Source organism: Mesotoga sp. B105.6.4 (assembly GCF_002896535.1).
Taxonomy (GTDB): Bacteria; Thermotogota; Thermotogae; order Petrotogales; family Kosmotogaceae; genus Mesotoga.
Window position 1 is genome coordinate 19,541 of record NZ_JWIM01000038.1, and the last position, 17,421, is coordinate 36,961.

The following is a 17,421-nucleotide window of genomic DNA, read 5'->3' on the forward strand; positions in this document are numbered from 1 at the left end:
CTAAGGTCAAGTACGATCCCAAAATCGATTATCTGTATCTTCTAAGCTCTCTATCTATTCTTGCCGCGACTTCCTCAAGCGTGCTTCTCGGATCGGCACCATAATGAATTGAGTTGAATGCCTCTCTGAGCATGAGCTCATACTGAGAATAACCCGGTGTTCGCGGCCTCGGAACTGCCGTTGTCTCCATCTCAGCAATAAACAGCTGCCACATGGGGTTGTCGAATACCTGGGGGAGTGCTTCGTAAACATCGGATCTAGCAGGCGCTATTCCGTTTAGATTGTGCCATGTAATCACGGCGTCTTTACCAGTTATGAACTTCGTGAAAGCAAGGGCGGCATCGAGCTTCTTCGTCTTAGAGTTGATTCCGACATGCCAGCTGCCCGTAGGAGTTACCGCAACTCCGCCATCGAAGTATGGGAAGGGGGAGAGTCCGTAATCTAGATCGGGATATTGGAGCATTCTTCTTATGTTCCACTCGTTCCCCAGCATCATTGCTGCTCTTCCGGTTCCGAAATATTCTCGTGAGATAGCCGAGTCACTTAGACCTTGAGGGCTTACCTTCCATTCATTAAACAGCTTCCAGTAGAACGTCGAGCCTTCCACAAAAGCATCTGAAGTGATGTATCCCTGTGAGACAAAACCATCGTCAGATAGTACTGATGCACCGAGAGACTGAACCATAGGGAAGATAAGATAGGGTCTGTCTATCTGCTCAATTACCAGGCCCCAGATATCTGTTATGCCGTCTCCGTTCGTGTCCTTCGTAAGCTGCTTGGCAATTTCAGCAACCTCTTCCCACGTCAGCCTCTCTTCAAGACTCTCCGGAGGAAAGGGGATACCATATTCTTCAAAGATGGCCTTGTTATAGAAGAGACCTGCGGAAGAAGTTCCGTAAGGTACGGAGTAGAATGTTCCATGATAACTGCCCTCTTCTATGGAGGCATCGAACCAGGCTGCCATCTCTTCTTCGGAAAAGTGCTCGTCGAGAGGGAGAAGATAACCTCTTGCCGCGTAAGAAGCGGTATTGGGTCCGTCTACGATGTAAACGTCGGGAGTACCGTCTCCGGCGGCCAAACGGACTTCAATTGTCTGAAACAGCTGGCCAAAAGGAACGAGCTGAATGTCCACATCGATTCCCGGATTCTCGGCTTTGAACTCGTTGATCACCTGCATAACCTGATCTTGCGGCCATCCCATCCACAGAACTTCGAGCGTAGTAGCCGAAAGAACGACACCCAGTAAGAGAACGATTGCAAGTACGAGCTTCCTCATTTCGCCATACCTCCTGTTGAGCTAATGTATTAACGTCTTCTGATGAGCTTGAAAGTGAACTTTCCTGATGGCAAATAACTCTTCGAGTACAGAACCTTTCTATCTTGAACGTCGTAATGAATTTGCTCAAGCAAGAGCACCGAAGTGCCTACGTCGATCCTCAGCTTTCTTGACAATCCTTCGTCGGACTTGAAAGGAATGAGATCACACTCCGCATATCTTATGTCGATATTATAGTGTTTTCCAAGACCCTCAAAGACGGAACCCTGAATTCTCTCCGGATCTATTTGAGAAACGAATGATCTCGGGATTACGTCAACACAAACAGCAACCGGGATCTCGGAAGCGTACTTCACAGTCTCAAGAAGATATACTATGCTCCCTTCCTCCAGTTCAAGGAGCTCGCCGGCCCTTCCATCGCACACACACTCTTCGAACTGTATGACCTCGCTTCTTGCAGAATGGCCCTGAGATTCAATGAAACTTGCTATGCTTGAAAGCCTTTCTATACCACCCTTGATGATCGGGTATCTGTCTGTAACAAAAGTGCCGATCCCGTGCCTTTTGAGGAGGAGACCATCCTTCTGAAGAAGACCAATCGCCTCCCTTAGAGAGTTTCTGCTCACACCGAGCCTTCTTGCCAGGTCAGGTTCAGAAGGAAGCTTCTCGCCAGCCTTCAACTCTCCGCTCAGTATAAGGTTTCTCATTTCGCTATGGATCTTTCCCGAAAGAGAAGTATGAATATGATGGTTAAGATCGATATCCTTCATCTACACCGCCTCTCTTGTGATGTAGGATGTCCTACAAGTAGAATATACACTATTCATCGTCAAAAGCAAAAACTACAGAAACCTTCTGGTTTAGGGTAACCGTCAAAGAGCTGCCGTCCGAAGAGCCGATATTCGCTGATCGCAGGGAAGACAAGGATCCGTCGTCCGTCAACGGTCCACCGTCCTCCGAAATCGTCGTCGTAGTCAAAAAACCACGAGACGATGAGAGAGCACGAGACGGATGAGATTAGATCCAGGTTGAGTGCTCAAGCGAGGATTTAAAGAGTGGTTCATCGTTTCGAGCTGCGCGCCCAGGTTCTTGGTTAAGAACCATGAGATGATTAGAGAGCGCGAGAAAGCTGGAGTTAATAGTGTTGTTCGCAATCGAGAACGAAGAGCAGATCCCATTATGTAATGCTCATTTCAGCTCAAGTTTTTTGACCTTAACCAAGAACGAAGAACAGGTACTCGCTCTGGAAATAAGAATAGATACTTGCTCTGGAGTCTCTCTTTGGCTATTTGTACTCTTGCCAACAACGAACAATCCACCACCAACTATTTTTCAAGGTTCTTTCCCCAACGTCACCTGCTGGCACGTTCTTCAGAAGCCCCTGCCTGTTCCGAACAAAACTGAATTCTCTTCATCTAATATAATGGAGGTAATACACAAGTTTCTGGAGGTTGCGGTGAGGAGACTTATTCTGGCTATTCTCATACTCGTGTTCGTTTCAAGTTCTTTCACAGCGGTTCTGAAAGTAAGAGAGACAGGTGATGAGTTCACTTACGCTGAGGTTGCCGGGGGTACGATATACCTCCCTGTGGATACTACTTTCAGCTTCTTGCCTGGGTTTGAGCTTTCAGAAGGGGATTTTTGGGTAACGTTTGCGATTCAGGATCCGCTATTCAGATTGGCAAGCGGTGACGAGTTGAGCCCCTCTCTCGTAGAGAAGTTCGAATGGAGAGACTCGAACACGCGACTGTTTATCGAGTTGAGGAGAGACATTTTCTGGTATGACGGCACTCCTATAACCACTGCAGACATAGAGTATTCGGTTAGAGCGTGGCGCAATACCGATAGTTCTCCGTTATTTCAAACACTTAACGATCCTAGATATGAAGGGCTGACGATAATAGACAGCAAATCGGCGGTTTTCAGTTTCACTTCGGCATATCCTGAATTCATAAACTCCCTGAGGACGGGGATTCTTGCAAAACATGTTTATCAAGACAAGCTAGGAATTGCGCCCGAAAACCTCAAGACAAGTCATGAGATGGACAAGCCTCCTCTAGAAGCATCTTCGGGTCCGTTTCTTCTTGATCAGAAGAGTGTGAAGGGCAACATTGTTCTCAAGAGGAATCCGAACTGGCACGGAGGACATGCCGACGACCTGTTCCCTCTCGTTTTCGATAATTGGCCTGAAAAGAGTCTCCTTGATGAGATCAGGCTAGTTGAAGTGGCGGAACCTTCAGACAGGATCGAGATGTTCGAAAGGGGTGAGCTCCATCTGCTTTTCAACGGACCTGAGGAGAACGAAGCACTTATAAGGCTATCTTCATCAGAAACCTTCACTTCGGGAAGCTTTCCGGACGGTACTTATCATGTTGTTTTGATAAACCACAGGAACGAATTGCTTGCGGAGAAGGCGGTAAGACAGGCCATGAAGATGTCTCTAAACTATGAATCGCTTCTCGAAGCTATTCCAAATTCCATGAAGACGTTCATTCCTATCGATCCAAGGACAGCACTCTTCAAGACACTGGAGGCTCAGATAGTGGATCTCCCATACGATCCGGAAAGGGCGAAGAGTCTTCTTGCAAATTCTGGCTATCCTAATGGCATTACTTTGAAGATTAAAGTCTATCACGGAGTTGAGACGAGATTGCTTGAGGAACTAAGAAGAAGCTGGGATAGAATAGGGGTGAAGCTTGAAGTCGAAAAGCTTGATTGGGGCACCCTTCTTCGCGACATCAACGGCGCGGATTACGAGCTGGCCTACCTTCGAGTTCAGGCTTTCGAGTACCCTGAAATTGCTCCCTGGACCAATGAATACGAACATGATTTGAGTACGGGATGGGAAGTCGGTTATCTGAACCAGCAGATTTTTAGGATTTTGAGAAGAGCCGCTATAGAACCTGATTGGGCAAGTCGGACTCCTTATTATCTGGGCGCGTACAGGATCTGGACAAATGATGTTCCGGTGTTGATTCTGGCCCACAGTCTTTCTTATGTGTTCTGGAACAGTGAGCTTGAAGGTCCCGTTCCAGGGAGAGGAGAGCTGTACGAGAATCTCGCCGAGTGGTTTTTGAAAAGGTGAACTTGGTTGACTTGATTGATCATAGCCGACTGACAGATTGGTGACCCGCCACTCTTGCGCGGATATGAGAGGGATAATGCAGAGAGAGTTAGGATCCTCCGGCGAATGTATAGAGAGCACGGAGAATGAGTGAGATGAGGACACGGTCAGCAAGAAGTGAGATTGGGTGCGACTACAACCGTGGCTTTCTTGTTTTCAAACCGGGCGGCCCATCTAGAGCCTTTAGCTTGGGCAGGTGCAGCGATTGCATCCGACACTCACTTTGGCGGTGATCTGTCATCAAGAGAAGGCATTGAAAGCTCGACGTTTTGATGTTAATCAGTGATTCGGCAATTTGGTCGACCACAAGCAGTCACCATTTCTCTGGAGAAGAAATCTGTTTTGGTCAGCCCTTTGGGAGCAAGCTTCGAGATCGTGAAAGTTTTGGGAGTTCACAGTCGGCAACGATGAGGACATAAAGGGGGTATTCGAGATGCTCTATCTTGAAAAGGAACCTTTGAGAAGAGCCCAGTACTTTATTCTCGAGAGTGGAAGAGAATTGGAAAGAAGGCTCTTTGCTTACCATTTCATGGATGGCCCGGCAAATGATGTTGTCGAGGAAATCGCCGGTTATCAAAATTTGGATGGAGGTTTTGGAAACGGAATAGAACCGGATTTCAGACTACCAGCTTCATCTCCAATGGCGACAAGTATAGCACTTCAATATTTGCGAGATTTCGATGAGGTACCTCTCGCAAAGGGGATTATCTCAAAGTCAATTGAATACCTTGACAACACATATGTTCCCGAACGGAAGGGATGGTTTGCAGTTCCGAAAGCCGTCAACGACCATCCGCACGCTCCGTGGTGGGAGTACGACGAAGAAAAGGGAATGTGCGCGATTGATGCGAATTGGGGAAACCCGACCGCTGAATTAATTGGGTATCTGCACAGATACAGGGAGTACACAAGTCTAGATACAGACATGCTTATCCTAAAGGCGATCGAGTATCTTCAAAGCAAAGACGAGTTCGGTTCCTTTCACGAAGTTTTCTGTTTTGTGAGACTCTATAGACAGCTTGAAGAAGAAACGGCTGCCAAGCTCATGCCAAAGCTGTCTGAAGCCGTATGTTCTCTTGTGAGCAAGGATGAAGAAGAATGGAGGACGGAGTATGTGGCCAAACCTCTTGACTTCGTGTCCTCCCCTGACGAGTTCTTCTGCATCGATCAGAATCTGATTGAAGAAAATATCGAGTACTATATCAGGGAGTTTCAGACGCATGGCAAAGTCAAGCCCACCTGGTCCAAGAGCTTCTATGACGGAGAAATGGCCAAGTCATGGGATGAATGGGTTGCTATAATTACGTTGAGGGCGCTAACTGTTCTCAAGTCTTTTGGAAGAATCGTTCTTTGAACACTATGAATGGAGGGTTGGAGTGAAGAATATCATTCTGCAAGAGAAGATAATGGCTGTTATAAGAAGCGATAGTGTCGATAGATGTGTAGAGATAGGAAGGAGCTGCTTTAAAGGTGGCATAAAGATCCTTGAGATTACATTCACGGTTCCAGACGCACCGAAGGCTATATCGATTCTCTCTGAAGAGATAAAGGGGGCTTACGTTGGAGCTGGAACGGTTATCACTGACGAACAGTTTAACATAGCGGTTAAGAGCGGCGCAAAATACGTGGTAAGTCCCCACTTGTCCGAAGAGCTTGCAATACAGTCAAGGGCTCTCGAGACGCTTTACCTTCCGGGGATAATGACGCCTACTGAGTATGTCAAGGCCACAGGGCTCGGCTGTTCTATGGTTAAAGTCTTTCCCGGCGACGTTCTTTCCCCATCTTTCGTCAAATCTCTCAGGGGACCGTTTCCCAACGCTCTCTGCGTAGTGTCCGGAGGGGTTAGTCTAGACAATATCGACAAATGGTTCAAGGCAGGCACGGCCGCTGTTGGTATAGGATCCGATCTGACTAAGGGGACTCCGGAAGAGATAGAGGAGAAGGCAAGACAGTACGTCGCCAAAGTCAAGAGTTTCTTTAGATGAAGTCTCGCATTTTTGGAGTGTATTCTTGAAAGTTGAATGAGCGTTGAATAAGATCGTGAGCCTGCGATAGGTCACTTAGTTCTCCAAGGCCCAGCATCTGCACTATGATGTTACCTGTGGCAGTCCCTTCTGCCGGTCCTGCAACTACCGGAAGCCCTGTGTAGTCTGACACCAGCTGACAGAGAAGTCTGTTGCGAATGCCGCCGCCTACCATTCTGATATTCCGTATTGACCGGCCGGTTATTGACTGCAATTGTTTTCTCGTCTGCTCCGTCTGGTAAGCGATTCCTTCGATCGCGGCTCTCACGATCTCCCCCCTGTTTTGCAAAGAGATCCCGAGACTCTTGGTTTCGGAGAGTATAGCCTTCTCCATGTTTTTTGGTTTCTTGAAGGCTTTGGATTCGACATCGATCTTTCTCTCATAGCTTCTGGCGGTCTGCGCCATCTCGGTCAATGCATAGTGATCGAGATTAGGGTCCGATTTCCTCCACTCTCTGAGTAGTTCCTGAACCAACCAGAGACCGGTCAGATTCTTGAGCAGGCGGTACTTCCTTCCGTAGCAGCCCTCGTTGGCAAGGTTGTTTTCAATAACATCTTCATCTCTGGAAGGTTTGTCGATCAACACCCCTTCCAGGCACCAGGTTCCGGCGCTGACGAACATCGAATCATCTGAAAGATCCATGGACGAAACGGCCGATGCCGTGTCGTGGCTTGCGGGGAGAATGACCTTCATGCCCTTTATATCGAGCTCTTTCGAGATTGAGGGAAGCAGTTCTCCGGCGATTTCGCCAGGATCAACAATAGGAGTCATTATCTCAGGTAGATCGAAAAATCTCATCAGCTCTTCGCTCCAGTCATGCCGATCGGGGTCGAAGAGTTGTGTAGTAGTGGCGAAAGTGAACTCTGTCAGCTTCTCCCCTGTAAGGAAGTAGGTAAGCAGTGAGGGCATCGGGAGAAGGGTATCTGCCTTCTTCAGGTGACGGCTGTTTTTGCGTTTGAGAGATATAAGCTGATAGAGAGTGTTGAATGGCTGAAACTGTGTTGGGGCTCTGTCGAAGATCCATCGCTTGCCGGCCTTCTTTATTGCGTAATCCATGGAATCGTCCTTGAACATGTCCCTGTAGTGTCTCGGGTCACCTTGAATCGAGCCGGAACTGTCGATTAGCCCGAAATCCACTCCCCAGGTGTCGATTCCTACGCTGCGAATCTCAATTCCCAGAACTGAAGCGGCCTTAATGCTGTCCACTACATTCCTGTAAAGCGAAATGAGGTTCCAGTGAGTCGAACCGGCAACATGAATTGGCTCGTTTGAAAAGCGATGTACTTCTTCCAGAACCAGCCTGTTTCGATCGTACTTTCCGACGAAGGCCTTGCCGCTGGAGGCACCGATGTCAATAGCGAGGAATCCGATCAACGATCTACACCCCGTTCCATAAGGAACTGGTTCACTTCGCTTTCGGTTGGCATCGAGCTTGCTCCGCCATATCTTGTTGCGACGATCGCAGCCTCTGCGTTGGCAAAAGTCAGAATGCTTCCCAGAGCTTCTTCGGTAAGATTATGCAGTTCTTCATGGTCCATATTGTAGAGCCTCGAGATTACTGCGGCCATGAATGAATCTCCACAACCGGTGGTCTCGGCCACTCTTACTTTGAACCCCTCTCTTCTTACAGAAGTCCTTCCGCGATAAACAATAGATCCCCTGCTGCCTAGGGTAAGGAAGACGAGCGTGTCCGGTCTGACTTCCAGTCGGGATAGGGCCTTATCCAGACTGTCGCTGTCACATATATATAGCAGGTCGTCGTCGCTGAGCTTGAGAATATCGACTCTGGAGATGATTTCTTTGACTATGGCCCTGAATGAATCGTGTTCTTCTATTGCGCTTCTTCGAATGTTGGGGTCGAATGAAGTCTTGACTCCTCCTGAACTGAACCTTTCAAACAGTTCCATATAAGTGGATGCCGACGGTTCTTCAAGGAGAACTATCGCGCCAAAATGGAAAAGAGAAAAGTTCAGAGGGTCGATCTCTCTTATTTCTTCTGATTTGAGCGATAAATGGGCGGCGTGGTCCCAGTAGAAGCGAAATTCAGGTTTGCCTTCGCCATCCAGCGCAGCAAATGCTATCGGAGTCTTTGTGCCTCTTTCTCGTACGATGTAGCCCGTGGACATTCCGAGAGACTTCAAATACTCGAGTAGTGCATTACCAAATTCATCCATCCCGATCTTCGCAAGAAATTCCATAGGAACTCCAAGCCTGTGAAGGCCGGCAGAGATGTTGAAAGGGGCGCCACCCGGTTTCTTCTCGAACAGGGTGGTGCCTTCCAGGCCCTTCATCGGTTCTCTAGAGATGAAATCGAAGAGGATCTCTCCAGAGCACAGAACCGGCTTAGGCCAATCCTTCATAACTTGAAGTCTCCCTCGAATCTATCGAGATCATCTGCAGGAAAGCTTCCCTTTATGTATTCTTTCGCAATTTCTATTGGGAGAGTGAGATCGTGGACCCCGAGAGAAAGAAGCTTGTTTGCGCTATCGATATCCTTAATGCTTGCCGCTATTATTCGAGGGGCATTTGAGTGCCAGTCTCCGATCTCAAGCATTTCGGTGATCCTCTCCTCCGGATCGATTCCAGCCTTCTTCATTCTGTCGAAGTACACGGCCACATACTCGACTTCCATGCTGAGCGCGGCATAATACTGCTCTACCGTGTAAACTGCCGTTGCACAAACACCGACACCAATCTCGTCAAGCTCAGGAACAAATGACGACGCCTTTTCCGGGTCCCAAGGAAGCTTTACGGTGAAGAATTCGGGGTCGAAATCACTCTTCTTGATGAACTCCTTCACTTTCTGTATCCAGTTTGTCGATGATATGCTGCCTTGAACAAAGTGACGCTCTCCCGGGACCTTTGAGAGAAACTTCATTGCGTCCATTAGGCCCCATCCTGGTCTGTCGCGTTTCAGGATAGTCGGGTTTGTTGTTATTCCTGCAAAAACAGGTTGCTTAACGAGCTCAACGCTCTTTTCACAAATACCGTCAATGTATAACATTATCAGGCTCCTTTCTTAAGAAACTATATGTCTTGAAATGCAGTTTACTCTGCAAGAATCTGGTAATCAATACCCTTTATATCACAGAACTGTACCAGTTCCTCTACAAAATCGCCGTAGACACCGTGAGTGTGGTTGCACGGGTAGTATCTCAGGAAGGTTTCCATGTCCGTATCCAGCTTCACATAGGCATGCGGCCATTCGATCTGGACCTTCTCCGACAGCTTCTTTTCTTCGGCTTCAGAGAGCTTAACGAACTCTCCCGGTACTATTGTCATGATGTACTCGCCGTTCTGTCTTGCAAGCCTGGCAAGGGTAACTCGCCCAGGTGCCGCGAAGTGCTTTACGGCTGCTCCTCCGGCAGGGAAGTAGAAGTCCTCTGGATACAATTCTACGTTTTTGAGATTAACTTCGGGATTCATCGATTTTCCTGCAAAATAAGTCGCGTGAGTGCCCGAGTTACAGAGATCTAGCAGGTTTTCTTCTTCAAAGTAATGTCTCACGTCTGCAAATAGAACAGGAGTCTGAGCAATATGCTTGAAGATCTCCATTGTCAGAGCTCCATCCATATCCGTTTCGGTGGCCGCAACGATTGTCTCCTTTGAACCGTGCCAGTCGTACGGATCGTTGAGGAAGGCCTCTACAATATCCATAGTTGCGTAGTTGTTTGTCATTTCGGGCTGACCTTTGAAGCCAACAAAATCCAGTTCGTACTCTTTTATGATACTGAGTGCGGCTTCGTAGAGTGCGATCTGCTTCTCCAGTTTTTCAGGTGTAAGCTGTTTGCCGTCGTACTTTACAGTTGCAAGCTTCTCAAGCCACTCTCTAGCTGCTTTTGTGACGTCCTTCGGCACTTTCTCCGCTCTCACTACGAGCTCATACTGGTCAATCTGCTCGACATCGACGCCGAACTCCTTCAGCCACTGATCACCGTTCGCGGTGGCGGTGTACATTCCCATCGGGCGGCCGCCGAACATACCATACCTCTCGCCCTTAAGTCTTGCCGCTGCCGACGCAGCTCTCAAAAAGTGCATGACTCTCTCGATTACATCTGAATCTTCGGGGTTTCCCCACACCCTTTCCGGCATTATTCCGACCTGTTCCAGTGCGCCGGCGGCCGCCAGCTGCCCGACCATTCCCGGATACGCCGGGTTGATCTGTCCATAGGTGAGGAAAGGACCTGGTGCATAAAGCGAGGCCATCACGGAAAGATGCGGCCAGCACCAGATGGCGTAGTTAAATATCGTGGCCTCAACCTCGGCCTTCATCAGTTCCTTGCCGGCCTTCTTCGCGAGCGAAGGCTTCCAGACTATATCGGAGGCTGTGACAACTTCCACTTCACCCGTTGCTTCAAGGGCCTTAACCAACCTGTCTTGAAACCCCTTGTTCATTTCGATCAGATCGTTGTGAACAAAATCGCGCCCGTCGGAAAAAGTGATCACTCCAACCTTTCTCTTTTTCATTGAGCATTCCTCCTCTTTTCAATGTTTTCTTCGAGCTTATCTATATGAGCTTTGACACAGATTTTCTTTGAAGCAGTTCCGCCTTCAGCACAACTTTCGATTTCTCACCTCTTGTTCCGTCTATTTCGCTCAGCAGTATCGTGGCGGCAATCCTTCCGATGTCGAGAACCGGCTGTCTGATCGTCGTCAAGGGAGGATCGATTAGTTCGTTCATGGAATGGTCATCGAAGCCTACAATCGACAGGTCATCTGGGATTTTCAGGCCCATCCGCCTCACGGTTGCAACTATGACCTCATTTAGAAACTGGTTTGTGGATATGATCGCATCCGGTCTCTTGCCCGATTTCAGAACAGATTCCAGTGACAGCGAAGCCCTCTCCGCGTCCACAGCATTTTCGATAATCCAGTCTTTGTTTATCTCAATGTCCAGCATCTTGCAAGCATCCAAAAAGGCCATGCGTCTCTCTTCTATTGTATAGATTCCCTTTTTGTGAAGGACTATTCCGAGCTTGCTGTGACCGTTTTCCTTTAGATGCAACACTCCCTGAAGAATCGCCTGTCGGTTATCGAGAGTTACCGAACTGATTCTCTCCATTCCCTCGAGAATTCTGTCGTAGAAGACGACAGGAATGTTTCTCCTGACTGCCTCTCTGTAGAGTTTTGAGTTGTTCCTTCCGTCTTCTCCTTGACAGGGCGAGGAAAGTATCCCCTCTACACCGTGTTCGAGGAGCCATTTGATGTAGACTCTCTCTTTCTCGAAATCCTCCCCGATGTCACAGACGATGAATTTATAGCCTCTAGGAAAGAGTACGGTTTCTATTCCACTCATGAAATCAAGAAAGAACGGATTTCTGATATCCGATACTATTAGTCCTATAGTTTGAGTCTTCATTGTCTTCAATGATTTTGCAGACGAGTTCGGGATATAATTCAGCCTTTCTGCCGCGTTCAGAATCGCTTCCTTGAGTGAAGGGCTAACTCCAGGTCCATCTGATAGAGCACGCGACACAGACGATGGAGATATGTTCAGTTCGCTCGCAATGTCTTTAATCGTTGCTTTCTTCATCACGTAATATCGCAACCTTTCGCAAACGTTTGCGTTCTTTTTCATTATACTATGGGTCGTCCTTGATTGAAAAGCAAAGTGGTAACATAGAGTCGTAGATAGAGCTTAAGTAGAAGAGGTCAGTCTTTGTGTGTTCTCCTTGACAGAGAGAGTATTCCAATTATGTTTGGATTGGGTTTCATAGAGGAAAGCTCGACCTTTACCTTTTTTCCTGGAATTCTGTAGCGATTCTCTTCAATAACCTTGAGTATTCTGTCGAAATAGTACTGGTTTTTCCCGAGACTTCCTCCGATTACAAGTACAGAAGGATCGAGAGAATCTATGAGATTGCAGAGGAATCGTCCAAGCGTTTCAGAGGCTTCGGTTATCATTTCTTTGAAGAGCGGTTCGTTCAACTGTGCGCGATCAATTATCTCTTTTGTAGAGATCTCAATCCCAAGCAAGTCATGCGCTCTGTTCTCAAGGCCTCTGCCGCCTGAGATTGCTTGCAGGCAACCGCGGCGACCACATGTGCAAGTTGGACCATCCGGTTTCACTATTGTGTGACCGACTTCCCCCGCTGCGTTGTTTGCTCCCCGTAAGACTTTCCCCCGGGCAACTATTCCCATGCCTATTCCCGTACTGACGGTGACGTAGATGAGCGATTCAATATCCTTTCTGAATGTCCATTCTCCAAAAGCCGCCGCATTGCAGTCGTTTTCGACCACGCCTTTGGTATCGAGAAAGGAGGAAGCTCTTCTGAAGAGCTCCACGTCTTTCCACCCGAGGTTCGGCGACCAGATCAAATTGCCCTTTTCGGGGCTGACGACACCTGCCGTGCAAAGCCCCCAGCGGTTGATATTTCTATTTCCTTTCATGCGGAGACAGATGTCACTAAGTCGCTCGAAGAAACTGTCAATTCCTTCGGCCGGTCTGGTGGGAAATTCTTCCGATGAATAAGGTTCCTGTTCGCTATCGCCAAAAACCGATACGAGGGTTTTGGTACCCCCTATGTCGATCGCTATATCAACTGCTGGCATTTACGGCTCTCCAAATTTTCAGGATCCTTTCAAGAACCTCCCCTTCTTTTCCTTCATCAAAGAGATTCCTGTTTGCTATGTAGGAACCAATTCCGAGCGCAACGGCTCCTGCTTTCATGTATTCGTTAGCGTTTTCGGCCGTTACTCCGCCAAAAGGCATGAACTTGACAGTGGGAAACGGACCCCTGTATGCTTTGAGCAAATGCAGTCCTTCAGAACCGCCGGGGAAGAGTTTCAGGAAGCTGAATCCGTTGTTCAGTGCCTTCTGTACATCTGTAGAAGTGTAGACTCCGGGTATGTAACTAATCCCGTCCCTTGCCGACAACTTCGCGATTTCCTCGCTAAATCCAGGGCTGAGAACGAAATCGGCATTTGAGCGAAGCGCTCTCGAATAAGCAGTCTCATCGTATATGGTACCGGCCCCGATCACGAGCTTCTCATAGAATTCCCTCTTGAGTTCATGCAGTATCTCTGAAGAAGATTCATCGGAGAAACTGACTTCCAGAACTGTCAAACCGTTTTCCAGAAGCATTTCACACAACTTCCTCGATTGATTGAGCGTAAGACCCCTTATTACTGTCATGACCTTTTCATTCATCAGTTTTTCAAACACAACAAAATACCCCTCCTTTCTCGTACGGGCAGAAGTGATTCTCTGCACTTAGTATATCAGGAGGTATCGCCTCATTTCCCGCTTCCTGGAAAGGAGACTATTCACTCAAGCATTTGGTTTTCTCTGATTTATCTCCCCGCATTGAGGTAATCGCGGATTGCCGAAAAGATTTCCCGATCTTTCAGCGCTATTCAACAGCGACGCTTGCGTACAGTATCGAGCTATTTCCATCGCTTTCAACCTGGCTAGAGAATCCGAATTCTATTAGAGAGACTCCTCTTTTTAGGGCTTCGAAATCGAATGAACGCTTCCCGGTCTGAATGCCTGTCACTGTAAAGTTTGAAATGTCACCCGGAGAGGATTGGCTCTTAGAAGGATCGATGTACCTGTTAGCTATGAGTCTCAGTATTTAGCCATTGCTCTGTATGCTCCATAAAAATCTGGCAGAGGAATCTTCCTCAACGGTAAATGAGAATAGATCACCCGGGCTTACGGAACCCGAAGAACTGCCAATGATTTTTACATAATCGGGGATACACTCACTTAAAGTTTTGTCATCCACTTCTACATTGAACACCCTTATTTCGGCAGCTTCTTCTTCGCCTTCCCATTCTCTGTAGAGTTTGAAAATTATTGCAAAGCTGCCTAAGGATTTGGGACTGAATAATCAGGTTACTGTCGAACCGCCTCCTTGGACGGCGTTTTCAGATTGGTCAACGGAAACTTCTTTCGAAAACAGCGAAAACGCGTTGGCTTTTGATGAATAGTAGTGCCATGTGTAGCCGGTCGAAGCGTACTCCTCCAGTTGGACTTTCAGCCGTTGCTCATAGCTGACCCTATTTATCATAACCGGGATCTCTGATTCTCCCGAATTTCCGATTCCGACAAGAGGAGTTCCATAGAAAGCCAGGAAGACAATCGTCATTATGAAAGAGATTTTGTAATGGTTCTTAAGAGTCATAAGTACCTCCTATTATGCTCCTGTTGCAAAAACCTTTATGCAAGGATTAGACGATCTCAGAAATAAAGGATCAAAAGAAAAAGAGTATTCAGGTAAGATGTCACCGCTCTAAAGTAAGTCTCTCCGAATTCATGGTTAATTGTCCGCGGAACGGCCGGAATTCAATAGCGACAATCCTTTATGACAACGGCTTATACATCTAATGCGGCTTTCTCGTCATTCCATCGGATAATGTGGTTTTTTAGCACTCAACTAATCAATCATTCGTGTTAATATTTCTTCATGATATAAAAAAGGAGGGAAAGTAAATGGAATCCGCCTATAAAAAGCTTCGTATCTACAACCTAATAATGGGTTTTTTGCACCTTGTACAGGGAATCATTATGCTCATAGTCAGTAATGATTCTGCTTTGACGATTACGAGAAACTACCTGGAGTTCGACAGGGAGATAATGAGGCTGGTTCCCGCAACGGAGAACTTCTTGGATTTGAAGATGGGGCCTTTCATAGCAAGTTTTCTCTTCATGTCCGCCATAGCGCATTTAATAGTCTCAACCTTTGGTTTTGGGTGGTACGCAAGAAATCTTCAGAGAGGGATTAACTATGCCAGATGGTACGAGTATTCCATCAGTTCTTCCGTGATGATTGTTGCCATCGCAATGTTCTCGGGAATGTTGGACATAGTCAGCCTCATGCTCCTCTTCACTGTTAACGCGCTCATGAATCTCTTTGGACTTATGATGGAACTTCACAATCAGACAACCGAAAGGACAAACTGGACGTCCTTCATTTTCGGCTGTATAGCCGGGGCGGTTACCTGGATAGCTGTCTTCATCTACTTGTTCACATCTCTTGGAAAGGCGAATGTTGAGTTCCCGTCTTTTGTCTATGCAATTCTCATTACTTTCCTCGTCTTCTTCAACAGCTTTGCTATAAACATGTTTCTTCAGTACAAGAAGATCGGTCCTTGGAAGAACTATCTTTTCGGAGAGACTATGTATGTTCTTCTCAGCCTTGTCGCTAAGAGTGTACTTGCGTGGCAGGTTTTTGCCGGAATGCTCAGGCCGGTTTGATAGAAATCTCTGAGGAGTATTGGGTGGGGCCCCGAAAGGGGTCTCTTTGTTATGATAATTCCAGGAGGGCATCGATATGCCAAATCTCTACTTTTACGCCGGTTCGGCCAATCCGGAGTTGTACGAGCTTCAGAATGAATTGATCGACCCGGAAAGGAAAATCGAGAAGGTCATGCAGGAGTTCTGCGATTTCGATGGCAGTGTAATTGTCGATGTTGGGGCAGGATCAGGCTTCCACTCGCATATGTACGCCGGCACTGCCTCTATGGTCTACGCCGTGGAACCGGATTCGGGAATGCTAAGACAATTGATTTCAAGGCAAGCCCGTGACTTCAGATCGAACTTCTCTGTGGTTAAGGGATTTGCCGAGGATCTACCCCTGAAATCTGATCTGGCAGATATCGTGCACGCGAGACTTGCGTATTTCTTTGGTCCGCCCGTGAAATACACCGGGAGTTGCGAAGAGGGGATTGAAGAAGTCAAGAGGGTACTGAAGACCGGCGGGCATTTCTTCAATATTCAGAACAATTACTCTTCCGGCCAGTATGCGGATTTCCTCGAGCTCTCATACGGTCGGGATCTGAAAAGCCTCCAAAGAGAGATTTCCGAATACTTCTTATCAAAGGGCTTCTTAGAAAGGGTTGTAAGGACGAAATGGAGAGCAAAAAACCGTGAGAAAATTGAAAAGGCTCTTACGCTCGAATTCCCAATCGAGAAGGTGGGGCAAATTATGAAAGCCATCTCCGGCAACGAGTTCTCACACGACTTTTCAATATTCATCTTCAGGAAAACATCCAGCGGCGAAAATGGTTAGAGTCTATCTCTTGGCCTTTTGGAATTGCTTATTGAATTATCATAGACACATAGTCTTTTCCTGGATCATCGGAGGTTCGTCAGTTCAGTAGCTTTCGGCTTATTGCTGAGGTAATGATGTGAAATGATGAACGATGAAGTATTGTAATACCCTGTACCGGGTTATGGTATGATACTTTTATCGATAAGTGGGATATTTCACAAAATTCACATGAAGGGGTGGTGCAATGGCCCTGCAATTTATCTCTCTACTGGTAATCTCCTTTATCATCTGGTTGGGCTTTACTGGGAGTTTTGCTCTTGCCGAGGTACTTCTTGGGCTTGTGGTTTCTGTTGTCGTTGCCATCATCTTGAGCAAATATTCAAGATTCCGGATCGGTCTCGATTTTCCTGTTCGCGTTTTCAGATTCGTAATCCTCTTCGTTCCAATCTTCATTATGGAAATGGTTAAGGCAAATATCGATGTAGCCAAAAGAGTTTTAAATCCCTCTCTTCCTATAAACCCTTCGATGGTCGAAGTTAAAACTGATTTGAAAGGGGAGATCTCGAAGCTCATTCTGGCCAACTCGATAACTCTCACTCCGGGAACCTTGACTGTAGACATTGGTGAAGACCGTCTCTTGGTTCACTGGATAGACAAGAAGGCCGATGAACCCGAGAGAATAAGAGAAGCGATCTCGGGAAAGTTTGAGAACCTGACATCCCGCTTGTTTTGTAACTAGGTTTCTTCGAAGGCAACAGAGTATCTTTGTTACAGTATCTTGTGGGCTTGCATTTCGTCCATTTATTAGGTATAATTGTACCTATTGAGAGGAGAGAATGCATGGCTCATCGTATTCATGTAAGAAATAAGGATACAGGGGTTACCTACGTTTATGAGGGGATATCTTACTGGGATAAAGAGAAGAAGCAGCCACGTAATAAGAGAGTGTGTATAGGAAAGATCGATCCTGAAACAGGTGAGTTCATTCCCTCAAAGAGACT

At 47.1% G+C, this 17,421-nt stretch carries 17 protein-coding genes; 7 read left to right on the forward strand and 10 right to left on the reverse strand.

Annotated features, from left to right (window positions below; all coding sequences use genetic code 11):
- Positions 1-28: 28 nt before the first annotated feature.
- Both RJ60_RS08930 and RJ60_RS08935 read right to left on the reverse strand, forming a co-directional pair.
- On the reverse strand, positions 29-1,276 hold the full coding sequence (locus RJ60_RS08930; RefSeq protein ID WP_103134491.1) for an ABC transporter substrate-binding protein: 1,248 nt from the start codon (positions 1,274-1,276) through the stop codon (positions 29-31).
- A gap of 29 nt (positions 1,277-1,305) precedes the next feature.
- Entirely contained in the window at positions 1,306-2,046 is a 741-nt protein-coding gene (locus tag RJ60_RS08935) for a GntR family transcriptional regulator (RefSeq protein ID WP_103134492.1), read from the reverse strand.
- 686 nt (positions 2,047-2,732) lie between these two features.
- Between RJ60_RS08935 and RJ60_RS08940 the strand changes: the two genes are divergently transcribed.
- From RJ60_RS08940 to RJ60_RS08950, 3 genes are all read left to right on the forward strand, one after another.
- Complete coding sequence (locus tag RJ60_RS08940; protein ID WP_103134506.1) at positions 2,733-4,361, forward strand: ABC transporter substrate-binding protein; 1,629 nt, start codon at positions 2,733-2,735, stop codon at positions 4,359-4,361.
- A 472-nt stretch (positions 4,362-4,833) separates the two neighbouring features.
- Positions 4,834-5,754: a hypothetical protein gene (locus RJ60_RS08945; RefSeq protein WP_103134493.1), complete on the forward strand. Its 921-nt coding sequence runs from the start codon at positions 4,834-4,836 to the stop codon at positions 5,752-5,754.
- Between the two features lie 22 nt (positions 5,755-5,776).
- Positions 5,777-6,385, forward strand: coding sequence for a bifunctional 4-hydroxy-2-oxoglutarate aldolase/2-dehydro-3-deoxy-phosphogluconate aldolase (locus RJ60_RS08950; protein ID WP_103134494.1), 609 nt, complete (start codon positions 5,777-5,779; stop codon positions 6,383-6,385).
- Here RJ60_RS08950 and RJ60_RS08955 read toward each other — a convergent pair.
- From RJ60_RS08955 to RJ60_RS08990, 8 genes are all read right to left on the reverse strand, one after another.
- Complete coding sequence (locus RJ60_RS08955; protein WP_103134495.1) at positions 6,378-7,799, reverse strand: rhamnulokinase family protein; 1,422 nt, start codon at positions 7,797-7,799, stop codon at positions 6,378-6,380. The genes RJ60_RS08950 and RJ60_RS08955 overlap by 8 nt on opposite strands.
- Entirely contained in the window at positions 7,796-8,785 is a 990-nt protein-coding gene (locus tag RJ60_RS08960; RefSeq protein ID WP_102818977.1) for a carbohydrate kinase, read from the reverse strand. Before RJ60_RS08960 ends, RJ60_RS08955 begins: the two co-directional genes overlap by 4 nt.
- A complete protein-coding gene (locus RJ60_RS08965; protein ID WP_102818978.1) occupies positions 8,782-9,429 on the reverse strand; it encodes a transaldolase family protein in 648 nt (215 codons plus the stop codon). The genes RJ60_RS08960 and RJ60_RS08965 overlap by 4 nt, the downstream gene beginning before the upstream one ends.
- Positions 9,430-9,473: 44 nt before the next feature.
- A complete protein-coding gene (locus RJ60_RS08970) occupies positions 9,474-10,892 on the reverse strand; it encodes an L-fucose/L-arabinose isomerase family protein (RefSeq protein ID WP_103134496.1) in 1,419 nt (472 codons plus the stop codon).
- Between the two features lie 40 nt (positions 10,893-10,932).
- A complete protein-coding gene (locus RJ60_RS08975) occupies positions 10,933-11,958 on the reverse strand; it encodes a LacI family DNA-binding transcriptional regulator (protein WP_258006245.1) in 1,026 nt (341 codons plus the stop codon).
- A 119-nt stretch (positions 11,959-12,077) separates the two neighbouring features.
- Positions 12,078-12,977: an ROK family protein gene (locus RJ60_RS08980; protein WP_103134498.1), complete on the reverse strand. Its 900-nt coding sequence runs from the start codon at positions 12,975-12,977 to the stop codon at positions 12,078-12,080.
- Entirely contained in the window at positions 12,964-13,590 is a 627-nt protein-coding gene (locus RJ60_RS08985; protein WP_103134499.1) for a bifunctional 4-hydroxy-2-oxoglutarate aldolase/2-dehydro-3-deoxy-phosphogluconate aldolase, read from the reverse strand. Before RJ60_RS08985 ends, RJ60_RS08980 begins: the two co-directional genes overlap by 14 nt.
- Positions 13,591-14,257: 667 nt before the next feature.
- Positions 14,258-14,551, reverse strand: a complete 294-nt coding sequence (locus RJ60_RS08990) for a protease inhibitor I42 family protein (RefSeq protein ID WP_103134500.1) — start codon at positions 14,549-14,551, stop codon at positions 14,258-14,260.
- 308 nt (positions 14,552-14,859) lie between these two features.
- Between RJ60_RS08990 and heR the strand changes: the two genes are divergently transcribed.
- The 4 genes from heR to RJ60_RS16535 all read left to right on the forward strand — a co-directional run bounded on the left by heR (position 14,860) and on the right by RJ60_RS16535 (position 17,375).
- Positions 14,860-15,624, forward strand: coding sequence for a heliorhodopsin HeR (gene heR, locus RJ60_RS08995; RefSeq protein ID WP_103134501.1), 765 nt, complete (start codon positions 14,860-14,862; stop codon positions 15,622-15,624).
- Positions 15,625-15,700: 76 nt separating this feature from the next.
- Positions 15,701-16,438 (forward strand): class I SAM-dependent methyltransferase, encoded by a 738-nt coding sequence (locus tag RJ60_RS09000; protein ID WP_103134502.1) that lies wholly within the window; start codon positions 15,701-15,703, stop codon positions 16,436-16,438.
- A 226-nt stretch (positions 16,439-16,664) separates the two neighbouring features.
- Entirely contained in the window at positions 16,665-17,159 is a 495-nt protein-coding gene (locus tag RJ60_RS09005) for a Na+/H+ antiporter subunit E (RefSeq protein ID WP_103134503.1), read from the forward strand.
- A 153-nt stretch (positions 17,160-17,312) separates the two neighbouring features.
- Positions 17,313-17,375: a hypothetical protein gene (locus tag RJ60_RS16535; RefSeq protein WP_374704109.1), complete on the forward strand. Its 63-nt coding sequence runs from the start codon at positions 17,313-17,315 to the stop codon at positions 17,373-17,375.
- Positions 17,376-17,421: the final 46 nt, after the last annotated feature.